Genomic DNA, 19,028 nt, shown 5'->3' on the forward strand with positions numbered 1-19,028 from the left:
GCAGCCCTTTTAGTGGTTGAGGAAGCGCACCCGGGCGCCCTGGGCATCCAGCTGCACCCGGCTGACGCCGGCATAGTCGAAATGCAGGCGGAACCAGTCGGCCGGGGCCAGACCCAGCCAGTGGCCGAAGAGGGCCTTGAGCACGCCGCTGTGGGTCACCACCACCAGGGCCCGCTCCCCATCCCCGGCCGCGGCCTGTTCCGCCACCCAGGCCAGGGCCCGGGCCTGCAACTGGGCTGCCGTCTCGCCGCCGTGGGGCGCGGCGTTCGCCGTGTCCGCCGCCCAGCGGTCCAGCACGCCCGGGTCCTGGCGGTGGATGTCGTCCCAGGCCCGTCCTTCCCAGTGGCCGAAGTGCAGCTCCTGGAGACGGGCGTCCGTCGCTGCTTCCGGGCCGATGGCCCGGGCCAGTTCGAGGCAGCGCCGCAGGGGGCTGGAATGGAGGGGCGCATCCGTCGGCAGCAGGGGCCGCAGGCGGGCCGCCGCGACAGCCGCAGGTTCGGCCAGGGCCAGGTCGGTGCTGCCGTAGCAGATGCCCTCGGCCACCAGGGGCCGGGGATGGCGGATCAGAAAAAGGTCCACAGCAGCCCCAGGTAGAAGGCCAGTTCGCTGCCCTGCTGGGTGGCGCCCAGGCAGTCGCCGGTATAGCCCCCCAGGCGCCGCCGCATCAGGCGGCCCAGCCACAGGGTGCAGGCGGCGGCCAGCAGCAGGGCCATGGCCAGGTTGGCCGGAGGCAGATAGAGCGCAAGCAGGGCGACGCCGGCCAGGGCGAAGCACAGGGCCAGGGCCAGCTCGCCGGCGCCCATGCGGGTGGCCAGGGGCTTGGCCTTGGCCAGCTGGTCCTCGCGCACGTAATCCAGGCTTTTCAGCAGCACCGTGGCGCACCCCCGGGAGACGGCATGACCGGCCACCAGAGCCGCCGGCAGGGCCGCGCCAGGCAGGGCGAAAAGGGCCAGGAACTTGCCCAGGAGCACCAGGACGATGGCGACGACGCCGTAGCTGCCGACCCGGGAGTCCTTCATGATGGTCAGCACCTGCTCCCGGGCCCAGCCGCCGCCGAAGCCGTCCACCATGTCCGACAGGCCATCCTCGTGGAAGGCGCCGGTGACGTAGATGGTGGCGGCCATGGCGGCCAGCACGGCAACAGCCTTGGGCCACACCAGGGCGGCCAGGGCAAAGGCCAGGGCAGCGATGGCGCCCACCAGCAGGCCCACCGCCGGGAAATAGCGGGCCGCCCGGTTGAGACCCTCGCTGGAATGGCCGACCCAGGCCGGCACCGGCAGGCGGGTGAAGAAACGCAGGGCACCGAAGAAGTATTCCAGCTCCCGGCGCAGGCAGCCCATGGCCACGATCTCAGACGCCCTTGTCGCTGACGCCGGCCGACTCGAAGCTGGCCATTTCGTTGAGGAAGGCCACGGCGGCCCGCACCAGGGGCAGGGCCAGGGCGGCGCCGGTGCCTTCGCCCAGGCGCAGGCCCAGGTCCAGCAGGGCGGTGGCGCCGAAGTGCTCGAGCTGGGCGCGATGGCCGGGCTCGGCCGAGTTGTGGCAGAAGACGCAGTAGCCCAGCACCTCCGGCTGCAGGCGGGCCGCCACCAGCAGGGCCGAGGTGACGATGAAGCCGTCCACCAGGATCAGCATTTTGGCTTCGGCGGCGGCCAGGAAGGCCCCCACCATCTGGGCGATCTCGAAGCCGCCGAACTGGGCCAGCACCTCCAGGGCGTCGTCGCCGCCGCCGGCCTGGCGATAGCGGGTCATGGCCTGGGCCAGCAGGTTGCGCTTGCGGGAGAGGCCGGCGTCGTCCAGCCCGGTGCCGCGGCCGACGCATTCGGGCAGGCTGGCGCCGGTCAGGCAGTGGGTCATGAGGGAGGCGGCGGCGGTGTTGCCGATGCCCATCTCGCCGAAGCCGATGACGTTGCAGCCCCGGGCAGCGGCGGCCCGCACCGCAGCGGCGCCGGCGGCGATGGCCTCATCCCGCTGGGCGGCGCTCATGGCGGCCCCTTCCAGGTAGTTGGCGGTGCCGGGGCCGATCTTGGCCGACAGCAGCCCTTCCCGGGGAGCGAAATCGTGGGCCACGCCCGCATCCACCACGGTCAGGGCGACACCGTTGAGGCGGGCGAAGACGTTGATGCCGGCGCCGCCAGCGAGGAAGTTCTCCACCATCTGCCAGGTCACGTCCTGGGGATAGGCGGAAACGCCGGCCTTGGCGGCGCCGTGGTCGCCGGCGAAGACGATCACTTCCGGCTGCCGCACCGCCGGCGTCAGGCTCTGCTGGATCAGGCCGATCAGCAGGGCCAGGTTTTCCAGCTGGCCCAGGGCGCCCACGGGCTTGGTCTTGGTATCGATCTTGTGGCGCAGGGCCGGCAGGATGTCGACAGAGGGAGCGGCAATCTGGAAGTCGGGCAGGGACATGGGGCGGCACGCGAGGGGAAGTGAAGCCGGCCATTATACCCGCCGCCCCGAAGCCGCCCCGCCCCTGTGCTACCCTCTCGCCCATGGAAAAAGCCCTGCGCGAACTGATCATCGGCGGCGCCCGCTCCGGCAAGAGCGCCCTGGCCGAACAACGGGCCGCCGCCAGCGGCCTGGAAGTGGTCTACGTGGCCACGGCCCAGTCCCGGGACGGGGAAATGGCCCGCCGCATCGCCCACCACCGGGAGCGCCGTCCCGCCTACTGGGGCCTGCGCGAGGAGCCACTGGAACTGGCCGCCCTGCTGGCCCGGGAAGCCTCGCCCCAGCGCTGCCTGCTGGTGGATTGCCTGACCCTGTGGCTGTCCAACCTGCTCTTTGCCGGCGACGCGGCGCGCCAGGCCGAAGCCGGCGAGGCGGTGCACTGCCCCCTGCTGCAGGGCCAGACCCAGGCCCTGGTGGAGCTCCTGCCGACCCTGCCCGGCCGCATCATCCTGGTCTCCAACGAGGTGGGCTGGGGCATCGTGCCCATGCATCCGGTCTCCCGCCTCTTCGGCGACGAGCAGGGGCGCCTCAATCAGCGGGTCGGCGCCGCCTGCGAGCGGGTCACCCTGGTGGCCGCCGGCCTGCCCCTGAGCCTCAAGAGCCCTGGCGGCAGCGCCGCCTGATTAGGGAAAATCCCCGTTTCGCCGCCCCCCGGGGCCGGTGTATCTTGGCGCCCAACAATCCAACGTCCCGGGGAGATTCACCCATGTACAAGCGCATCCTGGTCGCCATCGACGACAGCTTCATGACCCAGCGGGTCCTGGCCGAGGCGGCCTCCCTGGCCAAGGCCCACGGTGCCGCCCTCTGCATCGCCCACGCCATCGACGAAACCATCCTGGCCCGCTCCAATGTGGAGAGCCTGGCCCCCACCCCCATCGGCGAAGTGGAATCCCAACTGCGCACCGCCGCCCGGGCCTTCCTGGAGAAGGCCGCCGCCACCGCCCGGGCCGCCGGCATCGAGCCCGAACTGAAGGTGGTGGATTCGGAGAAGAAGCACGTTTCCGACATCCTGGCGGACACCGCCGAAGCCTGGAAGGCCGATCTGCTGATCCTGGGCACCCACGGCCGCCGCGGCCTGGAACGCTATTTCGTCGGCAGCGTGGCCGAGCGCGTGGTGCGCCGCGCCTCCTGCTCCATCCTGCTGGTACGGGGCGAGTAAGCGCTCACCCAAGAACTGCCGCAAAACAAAAAGGCCGGATACCCGAAAGGGCATCCGGCCTTTTTTCTTGGCAGGGAAATCTTGGCTGGGAAGAACTCGGGCGGGGATCAGTCGTGGCTGACCAGGGCCGATAGTTCCCGGTTGAGCAGCTCCGGGTCGCCCAGGTTCAGTTCCACCAGGCGGCGCAGGTGGCTGATGCTGTCCAGGTCGATGGATTCGCAGCGGATGCCCACCGTGTTGTTGTCGCCCACGTGGGCCAGGTGGCCTTCCATGATCACTACCGCATCGCTGTGGTTGAGGGGAATCTCCAGCTTGCAGCCTTCGCCGGAGCGGCCCTGCCAGCCCGAGGCCATGGCCACCAGCGCCCCTTTGAGGGAGAGGTCGCGGATTTCGCCGATGTGGCGGCCGCCGCTGGCGGTGGTCAGGTAGGCGTTGCTGAGGAAATGGATGCGGCTGAAATGACGGCGTTCCTGGCTCATGGGAGTCTCCTCGCTGGGGCGCCGCCAGGGGTTGGCCGGGCGCCCTTATTTCCCTCGCATGTTACCCCAAAGCAGCTTGTGCAACTGCACCTGCAGGCGCACCGGCAGGCCGTCGGCGAGAATCCAGTCGGCCAGGGTGCCCGGCTCCAGGCTGCCCTGTACCGGCGCCATGAGGATGGGACAGCGGCCAATCAGGCCATGCTGGCGCAACTGGGCCACGGCCCAGTCGTAGTCGGCCCGGTCGGCCAGCACCAGCTTCAGCTCGTCGTGGGGCGTCAGGTACTCCAGGTTGGACCACAGGTTGCGCTCCACCTCGCCGGAGCCCGGCGCCTTCAGGTCCACGATTTTCGACACCCGGGGATCGACGCCAGAGACATCCAGGGCGCCGCTGGTTTCCAGGGAAACGTCACAGCCCGCATCGCACAGGGCGGTAAGCAGGGGCAGGCAGTTCTTCTGGGCCAGGGGTTCGCCGCCGCTGACGCAGACCCGCTTGGTGGGGTGACGCGCCACTTCGGCCAGGATCGCCGGCAGGCTCATCAGGGTGCCGCCGGAGAAGGAATAGGCGGTGTCGCACCAGACGCAGCGCAGGGGGCAGCCGGTGAGACGCACGAAGACCGTGGGCAGGCCGGTACGGGAGGTTTCCCCCTGCAGGGAGTAGAAAATTTCGCTGATTTTCAGCGTCGGAGCGGTCATGGGCGGCGGCGGGAAAAGGGCTATCGATTGGGCCGGTTCGGCAAAAGGGGCGCTGCAAAAGACAACGGGGAACGTCAGCCGTTCCCCGCATGACCTGCGCCGATGCTGCCGGCGCCTACTTCTTCTTCAGCCGCTGGCGGGCCGATTCGGCGGCCTGGCTGCTGGGGTACTTGGCCACCAGGGTTTCCAGGGTCTTGCGCGCGCCCTTGGCGTCGCCCAGTTCCTGCTGGCAGGTGGCGGCGTTGAGCAGAGCGTCGGAAGCCTTGGGGCTTTCCGGCCACTTGGCCACCAGGGCATTCTGCACCTCGATGGCCTTCTTGCAGTCGCGCTGGGCGAAATGGCTGTTGCCCAGCCAGTACTGGGCCGACGGCGCCAGGGTACTGGCGGGATGATTCTTGACGAAGGCCTCCAGGGCGCCGGCGGCTTCCTTGTACTTGCCGGCCTTGAACTGGTTGAGGGCCGCTTCGTATTCCTTCGCTTCCTGGGCCGGGTCCGACTTGGCGGGCGCCGGAGCTGCCGCGGCGGCGGGAGCGCCCTCTTCCCCGGCCGGCGGATTGGCGGCGCCGGGAGCGGAGGGACCTTCCAGCTTGCGCAGGCGGGTGTCCAGGTCGATGTAGAAATCCTTCTGGCGTTTTTGCGCTGCCTCCAGTTCGTAGGTCAGCACTTCCACCTGGCCGCGCAGCTTGGCCATTTCGGAGCGCATGGACTCGATCTGGTTGGACAGTTCGATCTGGGCCCTGGACGCCGTGTCCAGACGCTCGGTGGTCTGGGCCTTGAGATCGTTGATCTGGCGCCGGGCCTCTTCGTCGTCGAAGAGGCCGGCGTGTGCCGGCCCGGCCACCCAGAGGGCTGCCAGAAGCGCCGCCGAGGGAACGAGCCGGCGCATCATGCTTAGAACTCGCCGCTGTAGAGGATGTCGGCGCGACGGTTTTCGGCGTAAGCAGCCTCGTCGTTGCCTTCAGCCTTCGGCTTTTCTTCGCCCAGGCTCACGGATTCCAGCTGATCTTCACGCACGCCCAGCAGGGAGAGGGCCTTCTTCACGGCGTCGGAACGCTTCTGACCCAGGGCCAGGTTGTACTCGCGGGAGCCGCGTTCGTCGGTGTTGCCCTGGATCAGGATCTTGGTGCCCTTGTTGGCGGCCAGATACTTGGCGTGGGCGGCGACCAGTTCCTTGTACTCGGGCTTGATGTCGAACTTGTCGTAGTCGAAGTACACGCTGCGCTTGTAGAGGACGTTCTTCGGATCGTTGTAGGGCTTCATGCCCACATCGCCGCCGCCGACGCCGGTGGCAGTGGCGCTACGGTTTTCGACGCCGGCGCCGGACTGTTCCGGGGCGGCGGGCTGGCTGCCGCAGCCGGCCAGCACGAAGAGGGAAGCGATGAGAGCGGGAAGAGCCAGTTTGCGCATGTTTCGGTACTCCTAGGGGTAAATGGGTGCTGCGTCGCGTTACTTCAGGTAAGGGCCCCACGCCGGTTCGCGAACATCGCCGGCGGAGACGGAAAGGCGCTGCTTGACCCGACCATCGGACGAAACAGCGGAAAGGACGCCCCGCCCGCCCATTTCCGTGGCGAACAGGATCATGCGGCCATTGGAAGCGAAACTGGGGGATTCATCCTTGTGGGAATCGGTGAGGATCTGCACCTGCTTGCTCGCCAGGTCCATGATGGCCAGCTGGAAGCGGCCACCGTTGCGGGAGATGAAGGCCATGCTGCGGCCATCCGGCGAGAGGCGGGGGGAAACGTTGTAGGAGCCGTCGAAGGTGACGCGCTGGGCCGCACCGCCGCCGACGGAAACCCGGTAGATCTGGGGGGCGCCGCCCCGGTCGGAGGTGAAGTAGATGCTTTCGCCATCGGGCGAGAACTGGGGTTCGGTATCGATGGAGGAGGAACTCATCAGGCGCTGGGCACCGGAGCCGTCCGCATTGACCAGATAAATCTGGGAGCCGCCGTCCTTGGACAGGGTCACCGCCAGGCGGCGGCCGTCCGGGGCCCAGGCGGGCGCCGAGTTGGAGCCCTTGAAGTTGGCCACCACGGTACGCCGGCCGGTGGCCAGGGTATGCACGTACACCACCGGCTTCTTGTTCTCGAAGGAGACGTAGGCCAGACGGCCGCCATCGGGCGACCAGGCGGGGGAAATGATGGGCTCCTTGGAAACCAGGGCCGGCTGGGCATTCTGGCCGTCGGCATCGGCGATCTGCAGTTCGTAGCGGCCGGTCTGCTTGACCACGTAGGCGATGCGGGTGGAGAAGTAGCCCTTTTCGCCGATCAGTTTCTCGTAGATGTAGTCGGCGATGCGGTGGCCGGCGGCGCGCAGCATGTTGGGGGTGGTGACGAAGGCGACGCCGCCCAGGGAGGCCTGCTTGGAAACGTCGTAGAGGCGGAAACGGGCTTCGAACTTGCCGCCGGCATCGGCCACCAGGCTGCCGCCGACGAAGGCGTCGGCGCCCTTGTTCTTCCAGGCGCCGAAATCCACGTTGTCGTTTTCGCTGATGGGGGTCGGCCCCGGCTCCACCAGACGGAACAGGCCGGAACGCTCCAGATCGGCGCGGATGACCGAGGTCAGGGCCCGGGAGTAGCCCGGTTCGCCGGCAAAGTCGGCGATGGCGATGGGCAGGCGATGGGCGCCGGCACCGGTGATTTCAATGGCTAGCTGGGCGTGGGCGCCCCCCAGGGCGGCAAGCAGGGACAAGCCGAGCAGAACCCGGGAAAAATAGCGCGCAATCACGGTCATTGAAGAAACCTGGGCCGGAAAAAGGTCCGATTATACCCAAAGCCCCCGACGCTGCCGCGTAACGAAAGGTAACGTAAGGGGGAATGACAAAGAATCAGGGGGAGCAGCCGGAAGTCCCTTCCTGGGGACAGAAGGTCAGCTCCAGTTCCCGGTGGAAAGCCGACTTGTCGTCGGGCAGGGGCAGGGGCGAGGACTTCATGATGGCCCGTTCGACGGCGCTGTCGTAGGCCGGCACGCCGCTGGAACGTGTCATGCGGGCGCTGATGATCTCGCCGCTGGGCAGCTGGGTCACCAGGAACTTGGCCGTGGGATTGCCGCTGACGCTGACGAAGCCCAGGTTGCCCCGCACCTTGGCGCGGATCTTGTCCACGTAGGAAGCCAAGCCCTTGCTGCGGGAAGAGGCGGCGGCAGCCTCCTTGCCGGCAGCCTGCTGCATGTTCATTTCCCGGCTCAGCTGCTCCTTCAGGGCCTGCTCACGCTGGCGCTGCTTGAGGTCCCGCTGGTCCCGTTCCAGTTCCTTCTGCCAGTCGGGAGTCTCGGGCTTCTTCTCCTCCTTCTTGGGTTCGGGTTTCGGCTCTTCCTTTTTCGGCTCCGGCTTTTTCTTCTCTTCCTTGAGCACGATGTCGGGCTTGGGCGCCGGCTTCGGGTCCGGTTTCACCTCGGGCTTGGGTTCGGGCTTCGGCTCCGGTTTGGGCACGGGCTTCGGTTCCGGCGGCGGCGGGGGCGGCTTGTAGGCGCCCTGGGGCACGTCGCTCCACAGCTCGACCTCCACCGCCTCGTGCTTGGTCTGCCAGCGGATGCCGAAGAAGAGGAAGATGGCCAGCAGCAGGTGCACCAGGATCGCCAGGATCAGGGCCTTGCGCTTGCCCGGCTCCGCCCGCCGTTCGAAGGGCATGTCCGTTCCGGCTTTCATCGGGGAACTCACTTGCGCACGGTCTCCAGGCCGACCCGCTTGATGTTCTGCAGCTTGATCTGGTCCAGGACCTCAAGCACGGCGTCGTAGCGGGCGGCCTTGTCGCCCACCACCAGCACCGGCAGTTCCGGGTTGGCCTCCAGCTCGGTGGCCAGCAGGTCGTTGAGCTGGCGGCGGTCGATGGATTTTTCCTTGCCCCGGGCATCCTGCACGGCAATGCTGCCGTCGGCCTTGACCATGACCCGGTAGGGATTTTCCGGCACGGCGGAGGACTTGCCGGTGGAGGGCAGGTCCACCGAGCCGGTCTGCATCATGGGCGTGGCCACCATGAAGATGACCAGCAGCACCAGCATGACGTCGATGTAGGGAACGACGTTGATTTCGTTTTTAAGGCGACGCGGACGCATGGCTCCGGCCCCTTAACGCATCTGCCGCTGCAGGATGTTGGAGAACTCTTCCATGAAGCTCTCGAAGCGGGTGGAGAGGCGGTCGATGTCGTGAGCGAAGCGGTTGTAGGCCAGCACCGCGGGGATGGCGGCAAAGAGGCCGATGGCCGTGGCCACCAGGGCTTCGGCAATACCGGGAGCGACGGAAGCCAGGGTCGCCTGGCCCACGTTGGAGAGGCCGCGGAAGGCATGCATGATGCCCCACACGGTGCCGAAGAGGCCGATGTAGGGAGAGACGGAGCCGACGGAGGCGAGGAAGGCCAGGTGGGATTCCAGGTCGTCGATCTCCCGCTGGTAGGTGGCGCGCATGGCGCGGCGGGAGCCGTCCACCACGTCCTTGGCTTCCAAGTTCTTCTGGTTGCGCAGCTTGGTGAATTCCCGGAAGCCGGCCTCGAACACCCGCTCCATGGCGCCGGTGTCGTGGCGCTGCTCGACGGCGTTCTGGTAGAGGCGGTTGAGGTCGCCGCCGCTCCAGAAGTCCCGCTCGAACTGCTCGGTCTGGTTGCGCGCATTCTTCACCGCGTAGAGCTTGCGGAAGATGTAGTACCAGGACATGAAGGAGACGCCGGCCAGCAGGGCCATGACGACCTGGACGACGGCGCTGGCCTGGGTGATGAGGGAAAGGATGGAGAGGTCTTGGGTGACGTTCATTGCAGGGCTTCCAGTTTCTCGCGCAGGAATTCGGGAATGGGGGTGGTTTTCATGGCGTCCAGCTTGACACAAACGATCTGGACGGTACCGCTCACCAGGTCGTCGTCGCTGCCGTGGCGACGGGCGAACTGGCGGAAGGTGATCTGGGCACGGCCGAGCTTTTCCACGGTCAGGCCGATAGTCAGCAGGTCGTCGAGCCGGGCCGGCCGCAGGTAGTCGCAACTGACGGAACGGACGACGAAGGCGACGCCCTGCTCCGCCAGCAGGTCCACCTGGTGATGGCCGATGCTGCGCAGCCATTCGGTGCGGCAGCGCTCGAAAAAGCGCAGGTAGTTGGCGTAGTAGACCACGCCGCCCGCATCCGTGTCCTCGTAATAGACGCGGACCGGAATGGTGAAGGCGTGGTCGGCAGGATGGCTCATGGGCGTAATTCTAGGCGGCTCGGGGCCTGGGGACGATGACAGTCTGTAACAGCCGTCCTCATTGCTCCTTGGGGGACCACAGGTCGGGCGTGGCGGCCGGGGTGCCGGGCGCCTCCAGCCCCAGGTGGCGGTAGATGGCCGGGGTGGCGATGCGGCCCCGGGGGGTGCGCTGCAGGTAGCCCTGCTGGATCAGGTAGGGTTCCAGCACGTCCTCGATGGTGTCCCGGGCCTCGCCGATGGCGGCGGCCAGGTTGTCCACCCCCACCGGACCGCCGGCGAACTTGTCGATCACGGCAGAGAGCAGCTTGCGGTCCATCAGGTCCAGGCCGCCGTGGTCCACGTCCAGCATGGAAAGGGCGGCGTCGGCCACCTCCCGGGTGATGATGCCGTCGGCCTTGACCTCGGCGTAGTCCCGCACCCGGCGCAGCAGGCGGTTGGCGATGCGGGGCGTGCCGCGGGAGCGGCGGGCGATCTCCAGGGCCCCTTCCGGCTCGATGGCCACGTTGAGCAGCTGGGCCGAGCGGGTGACGATGTGGGTCAGTTCCTGGGCGTTGTAGAACTCCAGCCGGGCGACGATGCCGAAACGGTCCCGCAGGGGGTTGGTCAGCATGCCGGCCCGGGTGGTGGCGCCCACCAGGGTGAAGGGCGGCAGGTCCAGCTTCACCGAGCGGGCCGCCGGACCCTCGCCGATCATGATGTCGATCTGGAAATCCTCCAGGGCCGGGTAGAGGATTTCCTCCACCACCGGACTGAGACGGTGGATTTCGTCGATGAACAGCACGTCGTGCGGTTCCAGGTTGGTCAGGATGGCGGCCAGGTCGCCGGCCCGCTCCAGCACCGGCCCCGAGGTCTGGCGCAGATTGACGCCCATCTCGGCGGCCACGATGTGGGCCAGGGTGGTCTTGCCCAGGCCCGGCGGGCCAAACAGCAGGACGTGGTCGAGGGCCTCGCTGCGTCGCTTGGCGGCGTGGATGAAGATGGAGAGCTGCTCCCGAATCTTGGCCTGACCGACGTAATCCGCCAGGCGCTTGGGCCGCAGGGCGCGCTCGATGGCTTCCTCCTGGGCCGACTTGCTCTCGGCGCCGATGAGACGGCCGGCGTCGGCGTCGAAGGAGGAATCAAAGGAATCGGTTTCGATCATGGAAAGCCTGGAGTGAGCCTGGAAAGTGCGGCGGGCGAGGCCCGGTAAGCCGCCATTTTACTCCCGCCGCCCCCTCAGGGCTTGGCCAGCAGTTTGAGGGCCTGGCGGATGCCGTCCGAAACGCCGCTGCCGGCGGGCAACTGCTTGAGGGCGGCGGCGGCTTCCCGCTCGTTGTAGCCCAGGGCCAGCAGCGCATTGAGGATGTCCGACTGGTCGTCGTGCACCACCAGGGCCGCAGCGGCCCCGCCGCCCACCACCGGGGCCAGCTTGTCCTTCAGTTCCAGCAGCAGGCGCTCGGCAGTCTTCTTGCCGATGCCCGGCACCTTGGTCAGGCGGCCGGCCTCCTGGCGGGAGATGGCCGCCGCCAGATCGCTGACGGAAAGGCCGGAAAGAATGGCCAGGGCCATGCGCGGGCCGACGCCGGAAATCTTGATCAGCTGGCGGAAGGCGAAACGCTCCGCCTCGGTGAGAAAGCCGAAAAGGAAATGGCCGTCCTCCCGCACCACGAAGTGGGTCAGCAGGGTCACCTTGTCGCCGTTGCCCGGCAGGTTGTAGAAGGTGCTCATGGGCACATCCACCTCGTAGCCGACGCCCTGCACGTCCAGGACCACCTGGGGGGGATTCTTTTCGGCCAGGAGGCCGGTGAGTCTTCCGATCATGTTCTCTTCCTTGGATTGGGGGCTTCCATCAGGCGGCCGCCGCGCACCCGCAGGCCGGCGGTGGCGATGTGGCCCAGCCCCTGGCCGCCGTGGGCGTGGGCGATGGCACAGGCCAGGGCATCGGCGGCGTCGGCGGACGGATCACCGGGCAGGCTGAGGAGGCGCTTGACCATGTGCTGCACCTGTTCCTTGGCCGCCTTGCCGTTGCCCACCACCGCCTGCTTCACCTGCAGGGCGGTGTACTCGCCCACCGGCAGGCCGGTGGACACCAGGGCGGTGATGGCGGCGCCGCGGGCCTGGCCCAGCAGCAGGGTGGACTGGGGATTGACGTTCACAAAGACCTTTTCCACCGCCGCCTGGGCCGGGCCGTGGGCGGCGACGATTTCCCGGATGCCTTGGTAGATCACCTCCAGGCGCTCCGGCAGGGTGCGGGTGTCGTCGGTGCGGATGCAGCCGCTGCTGACGTAGGCCAGCTTGTTGCCCAGCTTGTCGATGAGGCCGAAGCCGGTGCAACGCAGCCCCGGGTCGATGCCGAGGATGCGCACCGGCACGGGTGCGGCGGCGGCATTCGGCTTGGCGGAGACGGGGGGGATGGCGGACATGGCAGCATTCTAAGGGGGCGGACGCCGCCTGTCGCGCCCGACGGGAGCGCAGGCCCGAAATTTGACACGGGTTAAGGATTCGTCATGGACTCCCGCCCAAATTGGCAGGCATAAAAACCAATTCCCTGTGTCCACACCGTCGCAGGAGGGAGAACCATGTCACTGTTACGCAAAATCTTTGGCGATTCACCGCCGCCCCCCGCCCCCGAGGCCCCGCCCATGCCCGAGCCGGTTCCGGCCGCCCGCAGCGGCCCGGCGCCGGGAACCCAGATTCACTACCATCCGGCTCTGGTGCACCAGCTCACCGACGAGCACCTGGTGCTGCTGCAGGCCTTCGGCGCCATCCAGAGCGCCGCCGCCCAGGGCAACCTGACGGAGGCCGCCTCGCTGCTGGAAAAATTCCGGGTACGGCTGCAGGGCCATCTGCTGACCGAGAATGTGCGCCTCTACATCTACCTGGAGCACCAGCTGGCCGGCGATCCCTCCAGCTTCGCCCTGATCCACGAGTTCCGCCAGGAGATGGACGGCATCGGCAAGGCCCTGGCCGCCTTCCTGCGCAAGTACCAGAACCTGGCCGCCGAGCCGGGGCTGGCCCCGGCCTTCGTCGATGAACTGGCCGGCGTCGGCAAGGTGCTGGTGGAGCGCATCCAGCGCGAGGAAGCGACCCTCTACCCCCTGTACACCGCCTAGGCCCGCCGCGCCAGGTACACGCCCGCCACGGCCAGCCCCATGCCCGCCAGGGCCGGGCCGGAGAGGGTTTCGCCAAAGGCGGCCCAGGCGATGAGGGCGGTGGTGGGCGGCGTCAGGTAGAACAGGCTGGCCACATTGACGGCGCTGCCGCTGCGGATGAGCACGTTGAGCAGGCTGATGGCGCCCACCGACAGCACCAGCACCAGCCACAGCAGGGCGAAGACGAAGGTGCCGCTCCAGGCGATTTCCTGGCTCTCGCTGGCGCCGGCCACCAGCAGGGTCAGCACCGCTGTCGGCAGGAACTGGATGACGGCGCCGGAACGCAGGTCGAAGGCAGGGCAGAAGCGCTTCTGGTACAGGGTGCCCAGGGTGATGCCGAGCAGGGCCACCAGGGCCGGAACGATGGCCGGTAGCAGCTCGGCCAGGGGCTGGCTGCCGAATTTGCCGGAAACCACCAGCGCCACGCCGCTCAGGCCCAGCACCAGACCCAGCCACTGACGCCGGCTGACCGCCTCCCCCAGCAGCCAGCCGGCCCCCAGGGCGGTCAGCAGGGGCTGCATGCCCACCACCAGGGCGGTGATGCCGGCCGGCAGACCGCGCTGGATGGCCATGAAGACGCCGCCGAGATAGACCGCGTGCAGCAGCACCCCGGAGAAGCCGATGTGCAGCCATTCCTGGCGGGTGGCAGGCCAGGAGGCGCGAAATACAAGGGCCACCGGCAGCATCAGTCCGAGCACCAGGAGATAGCGGGCGCTGAGGAAGGTCAGGGGCTCCGCATAGGGCAGGCCGTACTTGGCGCCGATGAAGCCGGTGCTCCACAGCAGCACGAAGAGAAAGGGCAGGAACTTGCGCACGAGGCCTCGCGACAAAAGAAAAAGCGGCGCCAGGCGCCGCTTTCTCGGGGGAACAAAAGCAGACCGGGCTGATTATTCGTCCATCACGGCGGAGGTGTAAACCTCCTGCACGTCGTCCAGGGACTCCAGGGCGTCGATCAGCTTCTGCATGCGCTGGGCGTCTTCCCCGGTCAGTTCGGATTCGTTCAGGGCCTTCATGGTCACTTCCGCCATCTCGGGCTTGAAGCCGGCCTTTTCCAGGGCTTCCTGCACGTTCAGCAGGTCGTTGGGCGGGGTCAGCACTTCGATGGAGCCGTCGTCGTTGGTGATGATGTCGTCGGCACCGGCCTCAATGGCCGCATCCATGATGGCGGCCTCGTCGGCGCCCGGGGCGAACAGCATCTGGCCACAGTGCTTGAACTGGAAGGAAACGCAGCCTTCGGTGCCCATGTTGCCGCCGTACTTGTTGAAGGCGTGGCGCACATCGGCCACGGTGCGCACCCGGTTGTCGGTGAGGCAGTCCACCATCACCGCGGCGCCGCCGATGCCGTAGCCTTCGTAGCGGATTTCCTCATAGCTGACGCCTTCCAGCTGGCCGGTGCCGCGCTTGATGGCGTTGTCGATGTTGTCCTTGGGCATGGATTCGCCCTTGGCCTTTTCCATGGCCAGGCGCAGGCGCGGATTCATGGCCGGATCGCCCCCGCCCATCTTGGCGGCGACGGTGATTTCCTTGATCAGCTTGGTGAAGACCTTGCCCCGCTTGGCGTCCTGACGGCCCTTGCGGTGCTGGATATTGGCCCATTTGGAGTGTCCGGCCATGGCTAACCTCGTAGCGAAAAACTGTTGATAGAATCGGACAATTCTAGCATAGCCACCGGACCCCACTCATGGCCCAGCCCCTAGTCATCGCCCGCCACGCCGCCACCGACCTGGCTCTCCTGCCCGCCCTGGCCAACCGCCACGGCCTCATCACCGGCGCCACCGGCACCGGCAAGACCATCACCCTGCAGGTGCTGGCGGAGCGTTTCTCCAGCATCGGCGTGCCCGTCTTCCTGGCCGACGCCAAGGGCGACCTCTCGGGCCTGGCCGCCGCCGGCAAGACCTCGCCCAAGCTGGAGGAGCGGCTGCACCACCTGGGCGTCACCGACTGGACCCCGACGTCCTTCCCCACCGTCTTCTGGGACGTCTTCGGACAGCAGGGCCACCCGGTGCGGGCCACCATTTCCGACATGGGCCCCCTGCTGCTGGCCCGCCTGCTCAACCTCAACGACACCCAGAGCGGGGTGCTGCAGCTGGTGTTCAAGATCGCCGACGACCAGGGCCTGATGCTGCTGGACCTGAAGGACCTGCGGGCCATGGTGCAGCACGTGGGCGAGCACGCCAAGGAATTCACCAGCGAGTACGGCAACGTCTCCGCCGCCTCCATCGGCGCCATCCAGCGCGCCCTCCTGACCCTGGGCGAACAGGGCGGCGACAGCTTCTTCGGCGAGCCCATGCTGGACATCGCCGACCTCATGCAGACCGACAATGGCAAGGGCGTGGTGAACATCCTGGCAGCGGACAAGCTGATGGGCGCGCCCCGCCTCTATGCCACCTTCCTGCTATGGCTGCTGGCCGAACTGTTCGAGCACCTGCCGGAAGTGGGGGACCTGGAAAAGCCCAAGCTGGTGTTCTTCTTCGACGAGGCCCACCTGCTCTTCAACGAAGCCCCACCGGCCCTGCTGGAAAAGGTGGAACAGGTGGTGCGCCTGATCCGCTCCAAGGGCGTCGGCGTGTACTTCGTCACCCAGAACCCCCTGGACATTCCCGACACCGTCCTCGGCCAGCTCGGCAACCGGGTGCAGCACGCCCTGCGCGCCTTCACCCCGCGGGACCAGAAGGCCGTCAAATCCGCCGCCCAGACCCTGCGCGCCAACCCGGCCTTCGACGCCGAGGCAGCCATCACCGAACTGGGTGTCGGCGAAGCCCTGGTCTCCTGCCTGGACGAAAAAGGCCGGCCCAACGTGGTGGAACGGGCCTTCATCCTGCCCCCCGCCTCCCGCATCGGCCCCTTGAGCGCCGAGGAGCGCCAGCAGGCCGTCCGCGATTCCGTTCTGTACGGCCACTACGAACAGGCGGTGGATCGGGAATCGGCCTACGAAATCCTCAAGGGCCGCACCGCACCGCCCGCCCAGGCCCAACCGGCGCCCTCCTCCCCTGCCCCGCAAGCCAATGGCGGCGGCCTTTTCGGCGGCGTGCTGGGGGATGTGCTGGGCGGCGGCCAAAGCACCCGCGGCCGCCAGAGCGACTCCGTCCTCACCACCGTCGCCAAGAGCGCCGCCCGCGCCATCGGCTCCCAGATCGGCCGGGAGATCATCCGCGGGGTGCTGGGGTCGATTCTGGGGGGGAGTGGGAGCCGGCGACGTTGAGCTGCGGGTTAGCCACAAAAGACACAGAGAAAAGCCCCGCGTAGGAAACGACGAGGGGCCTTTCTCCTTCTCCCCACCGCCTTCGCTAAAACCAGGCGGGGCTTAAATTTTCGACTTCAAGTTTTTAGTGGTGTTGTTGCCGGTACAACTCGACCACCTCTTCCGAAAGCAACTCCATTCTCTGCAGCTGAACTGCAATTGCGAGAGGGGAGCGCTCAAAGCGGGAGGACAGTGCTCCTATATCGGCAAGACTCTTAAAATCATTAGCTAATTTAGCTTTTTCCTCTTCTTCCCACGGAAAGTGGGATTTGGGTGGCCGACCTTCTTCGATATTTTTCTCACGGCGCTCGTCTAAAGTCAGCTTAGGCTTCTTGGTCTTAGGTTTCTCATCAACCAAAAGTTCTTCAGCCAGAGCAAACAGCATGCGTATTGCCTCAGGTTTATGCACCAGTGACTCACGTTCCAAAACCTCGCCTGTCTCCGGATTAATCCCGTTTGCAAGCAACTTAAGTTGGGCACTCAAATTCACCAAGAACCTCTGCTTTTTGTTTAGTTAGCGAAAAATCTCTACCCCTTCGCCGCATGCCTCACTGCCGCCACCGCCGCCAGGCGGCCTTCGCGGACGAAGGCGTCCACGTTGGCTTCCAGGTCGTCTGGTTCGTACAGGTAGTTCACCATCATGCCGTAGGACTGTTTGAAGCCCTTGGCGGCGGTGTCAGCGAGGAAGTTGAGGCGCTCCACCCGGGCGCCGTTGCCCAGGTGGAAACGGGCCACCGGGTCGAAGGGCTTGTCGCCGGACTTGCCGGTGAGCAGGTAGCGGGCGGCCAGGCGCACCAGGCCCGGCTCGATAAGGCGCGCCAGACGGGCATCTGCAGCCCATTCTCCCTTGGGTAGCAGGGCCCGCAGGGCGTCGGCATCGGGTTCGATGCCGGCCTGCTTGGCGATCTTGGCCAGGTCGGGCGCGAAGCAGGCGGAGAACGCTTCCGGGTTGCGGTCGGCCCACAGGCGCAGGGTCGGCAGGGGTGAAAGGGTGGCGAAGGTCTTGAGGCGGGGGAAGTCCCGCTTGAGGTCGTCGATCACCCGCTTCAAGAGGAAGTTGCCGAAGGAGACACCGCGCAGGCCGACCTGGGTGTTGGAGATGGAATAGAAGATGGCGGTGTCGGCCCGGTGCGGGTCGGCGGTGGGGGCGTCCTCGTCCAGCAGGTGCTGCACCGAGTCGGAGAGCTTATTGACCAGGGCCACTTCGACGAAAATGAGGGGCTCCACCGGCATGCGCGGGTGGAAGAAGGCGTAGCAGCGCCGGTCCGAGTCGAGGCGGTTCTTCAGGTCCTTCCAGGAGCGGATCTCGTGCACCGCTTCGTACTGGATCAGCTTTTCCAGCAGGGCCGCCGGGGCCTGCCAGGTGAGGCGGGAAATTTCCAGGAAGCCGACGTCGAACCAGGAGGTGAGACGGTTCTCCAGCTCCCGGTCCAGGGCCTTCAGTTCCGGGTCTTTGTCCAGGAAGCGCAGCAGGTCGGCCCGCAGGTCCACCAGGAATTTCACGCCCTGGGGAATGGCATTGAACTGGGTCAGGATGCGGATGCGGGAAGAGCGCATGGCGGCCCGCAGGGCGGCTTCCGCATCCCACTGGGCGGGGCTGCCGACGGCCTGCTGGTAGGCGCTGTGGGCGGTGGCGACGCGCTTGGGATCGGGGCCGAACTCCAGGGCGATGAGGCGCAGGAATTCGTGGCGGCCCCCATCGTCCAGACCGAGGTAGGTTTCCGCCAATTGGGCGGCCCGGGCCCGGGCGGAGACTTCGCCGCCCAGGCTGGCGGCGCATTCCTTCAGTTGTTCGCGGATGCGGGCCAGCTGTTTGGCTGGCAGGGCGGCAGCGGTTTTGCTGGGGGCGGTGGCCATGGGGCTTCTCCTTGTTCTTCCGGCGGGGGTGTCCCCGATGGTAGAGAAGCCCCGCGGCAAGTCAAGGCTGGCGCCGGGCCCGCAGCAGGATGAAGACGCCGATGGCAACCATGGGCAGGGACAGCCACTGGCCCATGCTGATGGCGTAGCTGTGGCCGAAGATGCCGGCATCGGGCTCGCGGAAGTATTCGGCGATGAAGCGGAAGGCGCCGTAGCCGATGAGGAAGACGCCGGAGACGGCACCCGTGGGCCGCGGCCTGGCGGAGTAGAGCCACAACAGGACGAACAGGCACAGCCCTTCCAGCCCGGCCTGGTAGAGCTGGGAGGGGTGGCGCGGCTGGCTGTCCACCTGGGGGAAGATCATGGCCCAGGGCAGGCTGGCGTCGGCCACCCGGCCCCACAGTTCGCCGTTGATGAAATTGCCGATGCGCCCGGCAGCAAGACCCAAGGGCACCAGGGGGGCGATGAAGTCGGTGACGGTGAAGAAGGACTTGCCGTGCTTGCGCCCCCACCAGGCCATGGCCACCAGCACGCCGAGGAAGCCGCCGTGGAAGGACATGCCGCCCTTCCACACCGCCAGGATTTCCGCCGGATTGGCGAAGTAGTAGCCCGGCTCGTAGAACAGCACCTGGCCCAGACGCCCGCCCAGGACCACGCCGAGGACGCCCCAGAAGAGCAGGTCGTCGAGCTGTTCCAGGCTCCAGCCGCCGTCGGGCCGGCGCCGGATGCGCTGACGCCCGAGGAAATAGAAGGCGGCGAAGGCCACCAGGTACATGAGACCGTACCAGCGCACGGCCAGGGGGCCGAGGGATACGGCGACGGGATCGAACTGGGGATGGATGAGCATGGAAAGACCGGGAG

At 67.2% G+C, this 19,028-nt stretch carries 24 protein-coding genes; 4 read left to right on the top strand and 20 right to left on the bottom strand.

The window, feature by feature from the left end:
* Positions 1-9 precede the first annotated feature (9 nt).
* Genes AZSP09_RS10435 through cobT form a run of 3 tightly spaced genes read right to left on the bottom strand, consistent with a single transcriptional unit; the run spans position 10 to position 2,406 of the window.
* Positions 10-579: a histidine phosphatase family protein gene (locus AZSP09_RS10435; protein WP_172974742.1), complete on the bottom strand. Its 570-nt coding sequence runs from the start codon at positions 577-579 to the stop codon at positions 10-12.
* Entirely contained in the window at positions 564-1,340 is a 777-nt protein-coding gene (locus AZSP09_RS10440; RefSeq protein WP_152089988.1) for an adenosylcobinamide-GDP ribazoletransferase, read from the bottom strand. Before AZSP09_RS10440 ends, AZSP09_RS10435 begins: the two co-directional genes overlap by 16 nt.
* A 10-nt stretch (positions 1,341-1,350) precedes the next feature.
* Complete coding sequence (gene cobT / locus AZSP09_RS10445; protein ID WP_152089989.1) at positions 1,351-2,406, bottom strand: nicotinate-nucleotide--dimethylbenzimidazole phosphoribosyltransferase; 1,056 nt, start codon at positions 2,404-2,406, stop codon at positions 1,351-1,353.
* 83 nt (positions 2,407-2,489) lie between these two features.
* Here cobT and cobU point away from each other — a divergent pair, with 83 nt between their 5' ends.
* Both cobU and AZSP09_RS10455 read left to right on the top strand, forming a co-directional pair.
* Positions 2,490-3,068 carry a bifunctional adenosylcobinamide kinase/adenosylcobinamide-phosphate guanylyltransferase gene (gene cobU, locus AZSP09_RS10450; protein WP_152089990.1) on the top strand — a complete coding sequence of 193 codons (579 nt, stop codon included), beginning with the start codon at positions 2,490-2,492 and terminating at the stop codon, positions 3,066-3,068.
* A gap of 83 nt (positions 3,069-3,151) precedes the next feature.
* Positions 3,152-3,604, top strand: coding sequence for a universal stress protein (locus tag AZSP09_RS10455; RefSeq protein WP_014235589.1), 453 nt, complete (start codon positions 3,152-3,154; stop codon positions 3,602-3,604).
* A 107-nt stretch (positions 3,605-3,711) separates the two neighbouring features.
* On the opposite strand, the gene AZSP09_RS10460 is transcribed toward AZSP09_RS10455, so the two are convergent.
* The 12 genes from AZSP09_RS10460 to ruvC form a co-directional block, all read right to left on the bottom strand.
* Positions 3,712-4,083 (bottom strand): PilZ domain-containing protein, encoded by a 372-nt coding sequence (locus tag AZSP09_RS10460; RefSeq protein ID WP_130459843.1) that lies wholly within the window; start codon positions 4,081-4,083, stop codon positions 3,712-3,714.
* 45 nt (positions 4,084-4,128) lie between these two features.
* Complete coding sequence (queE, locus tag AZSP09_RS10465; protein ID WP_152089991.1) at positions 4,129-4,776, bottom strand: 7-carboxy-7-deazaguanine synthase QueE; 648 nt, start codon at positions 4,774-4,776, stop codon at positions 4,129-4,131.
* 115 nt (positions 4,777-4,891) lie between these two features.
* Positions 4,892-5,665 (bottom strand): tol-pal system protein YbgF, encoded by a 774-nt coding sequence (gene ybgF / locus AZSP09_RS10470; protein ID WP_152089992.1) that lies wholly within the window; start codon positions 5,663-5,665, stop codon positions 4,892-4,894.
* Positions 5,666-5,667: 2 nt separating this feature from the next.
* Positions 5,668-6,183 carry a peptidoglycan-associated lipoprotein Pal gene (gene pal / locus AZSP09_RS10475; protein WP_152089993.1) on the bottom strand — a complete coding sequence of 172 codons (516 nt, stop codon included), beginning with the start codon at positions 6,181-6,183 and terminating at the stop codon, positions 5,668-5,670.
* Between the two features lie 39 nt (positions 6,184-6,222).
* On the bottom strand, positions 6,223-7,506 hold the full coding sequence (tolB, locus tag AZSP09_RS10480) for a Tol-Pal system beta propeller repeat protein TolB (protein ID WP_172974743.1): 1,284 nt from the start codon (positions 7,504-7,506) through the stop codon (positions 6,223-6,225).
* Between the two features lie 94 nt (positions 7,507-7,600).
* Positions 7,601-8,401 (bottom strand): energy transducer TonB, encoded by an 801-nt coding sequence (locus tag AZSP09_RS10485; protein WP_232058783.1) that lies wholly within the window; start codon positions 8,399-8,401, stop codon positions 7,601-7,603.
* A gap of 26 nt (positions 8,402-8,427) precedes the next feature.
* Entirely contained in the window at positions 8,428-8,826 is a 399-nt protein-coding gene (locus tag AZSP09_RS10490; protein ID WP_130459840.1) for an ExbD/TolR family protein, read from the bottom strand.
* A 12-nt stretch (positions 8,827-8,838) separates the two neighbouring features.
* Positions 8,839-9,516: a protein TolQ gene (gene tolQ / locus AZSP09_RS10495; protein ID WP_014235597.1), complete on the bottom strand. Its 678-nt coding sequence runs from the start codon at positions 9,514-9,516 to the stop codon at positions 8,839-8,841.
* The gene (ybgC, locus tag AZSP09_RS10500) at positions 9,513-9,938 is read right to left on the bottom strand and encodes a tol-pal system-associated acyl-CoA thioesterase (RefSeq protein WP_152089995.1); all 426 of its coding nucleotides are present in this window, start codon (positions 9,936-9,938) and stop codon (positions 9,513-9,515) included. Before ybgC ends, tolQ begins: the two co-directional genes overlap by 4 nt.
* A 58-nt stretch (positions 9,939-9,996) precedes the next feature.
* On the bottom strand, positions 9,997-11,079 hold the full coding sequence (ruvB, locus tag AZSP09_RS10505) for a Holliday junction branch migration DNA helicase RuvB (protein WP_014235599.1): 1,083 nt from the start codon (positions 11,077-11,079) through the stop codon (positions 9,997-9,999).
* A 74-nt stretch (positions 11,080-11,153) separates the two neighbouring features.
* On the bottom strand, positions 11,154-11,738 hold the full coding sequence (ruvA, locus tag AZSP09_RS10510; protein ID WP_152089996.1) for a Holliday junction branch migration protein RuvA: 585 nt from the start codon (positions 11,736-11,738) through the stop codon (positions 11,154-11,156).
* On the bottom strand, positions 11,735-12,340 hold the full coding sequence (gene ruvC, locus AZSP09_RS10515) for a crossover junction endodeoxyribonuclease RuvC (protein ID WP_172974744.1): 606 nt from the start codon (positions 12,338-12,340) through the stop codon (positions 11,735-11,737). The genes ruvA and ruvC overlap by 4 nt, the downstream gene beginning before the upstream one ends.
* A 219-nt stretch (positions 12,341-12,559) precedes the next feature.
* On the opposite strand from ruvC, the gene AZSP09_RS10520 reads away from it, so the two are divergent.
* Positions 12,560-13,030, top strand: a complete 471-nt coding sequence (locus AZSP09_RS10520; protein WP_172974745.1) for a hemerythrin domain-containing protein — start codon at positions 12,560-12,562, stop codon at positions 13,028-13,030.
* On the opposite strand, the gene AZSP09_RS10525 is transcribed toward AZSP09_RS10520, so the two are convergent.
* Together AZSP09_RS10525 and AZSP09_RS10530 are read right to left on the bottom strand one after the other, a co-directional pair.
* The gene (locus tag AZSP09_RS10525; protein WP_152089998.1) at positions 13,027-13,884 is read right to left on the bottom strand and encodes a DMT family transporter; all 858 of its coding nucleotides are present in this window, start codon (positions 13,882-13,884) and stop codon (positions 13,027-13,029) included. The genes AZSP09_RS10520 and AZSP09_RS10525 overlap by 4 nt on opposite strands.
* 72 nt (positions 13,885-13,956) lie before the next feature.
* Positions 13,957-14,682, bottom strand: a complete 726-nt coding sequence (locus AZSP09_RS10530) for a YebC/PmpR family DNA-binding transcriptional regulator (protein WP_014235604.1) — start codon at positions 14,680-14,682, stop codon at positions 13,957-13,959.
* A 68-nt stretch (positions 14,683-14,750) separates the two neighbouring features.
* Between AZSP09_RS10530 and AZSP09_RS10535 the strand changes: the two genes are divergently transcribed.
* A complete protein-coding gene (locus AZSP09_RS10535) occupies positions 14,751-16,271 on the top strand; it encodes a helicase HerA-like domain-containing protein (protein ID WP_152089999.1) in 1,521 nt (506 codons plus the stop codon).
* 124 nt (positions 16,272-16,395) lie between these two features.
* Here AZSP09_RS10535 and AZSP09_RS10540 read toward each other — a convergent pair whose 3' ends face one another.
* The 3 genes from AZSP09_RS10540 to lgt all read right to left on the bottom strand — a co-directional run bounded on the left by AZSP09_RS10540 (position 16,396) and on the right by lgt (position 19,014).
* Positions 16,396-16,800 (bottom strand): hypothetical protein, encoded by a 405-nt coding sequence (locus AZSP09_RS10540; protein ID WP_152090000.1) that lies wholly within the window; start codon positions 16,798-16,800, stop codon positions 16,396-16,398.
* Between the two features lie 38 nt (positions 16,801-16,838).
* Positions 16,839-18,167, bottom strand: coding sequence for a malonyl-CoA decarboxylase (locus AZSP09_RS10545; RefSeq protein ID WP_152090001.1), 1,329 nt, complete (start codon positions 18,165-18,167; stop codon positions 16,839-16,841).
* Positions 18,168-18,228: 61 nt separating this feature from the next.
* A complete protein-coding gene (lgt, locus tag AZSP09_RS10550) occupies positions 18,229-19,014 on the bottom strand; it encodes a prolipoprotein diacylglyceryl transferase (protein ID WP_152090002.1) in 786 nt (261 codons plus the stop codon).
* Between the last annotated feature and the right edge of the window lie 14 nt (positions 19,015-19,028).

The sequence above is a fragment of the Azospira sp. I09 genome, assembly GCF_009177135.1.
Lineage (GTDB): Bacteria > Pseudomonadota > Gammaproteobacteria > Burkholderiales > Rhodocyclaceae > Azospira > Azospira oryzae.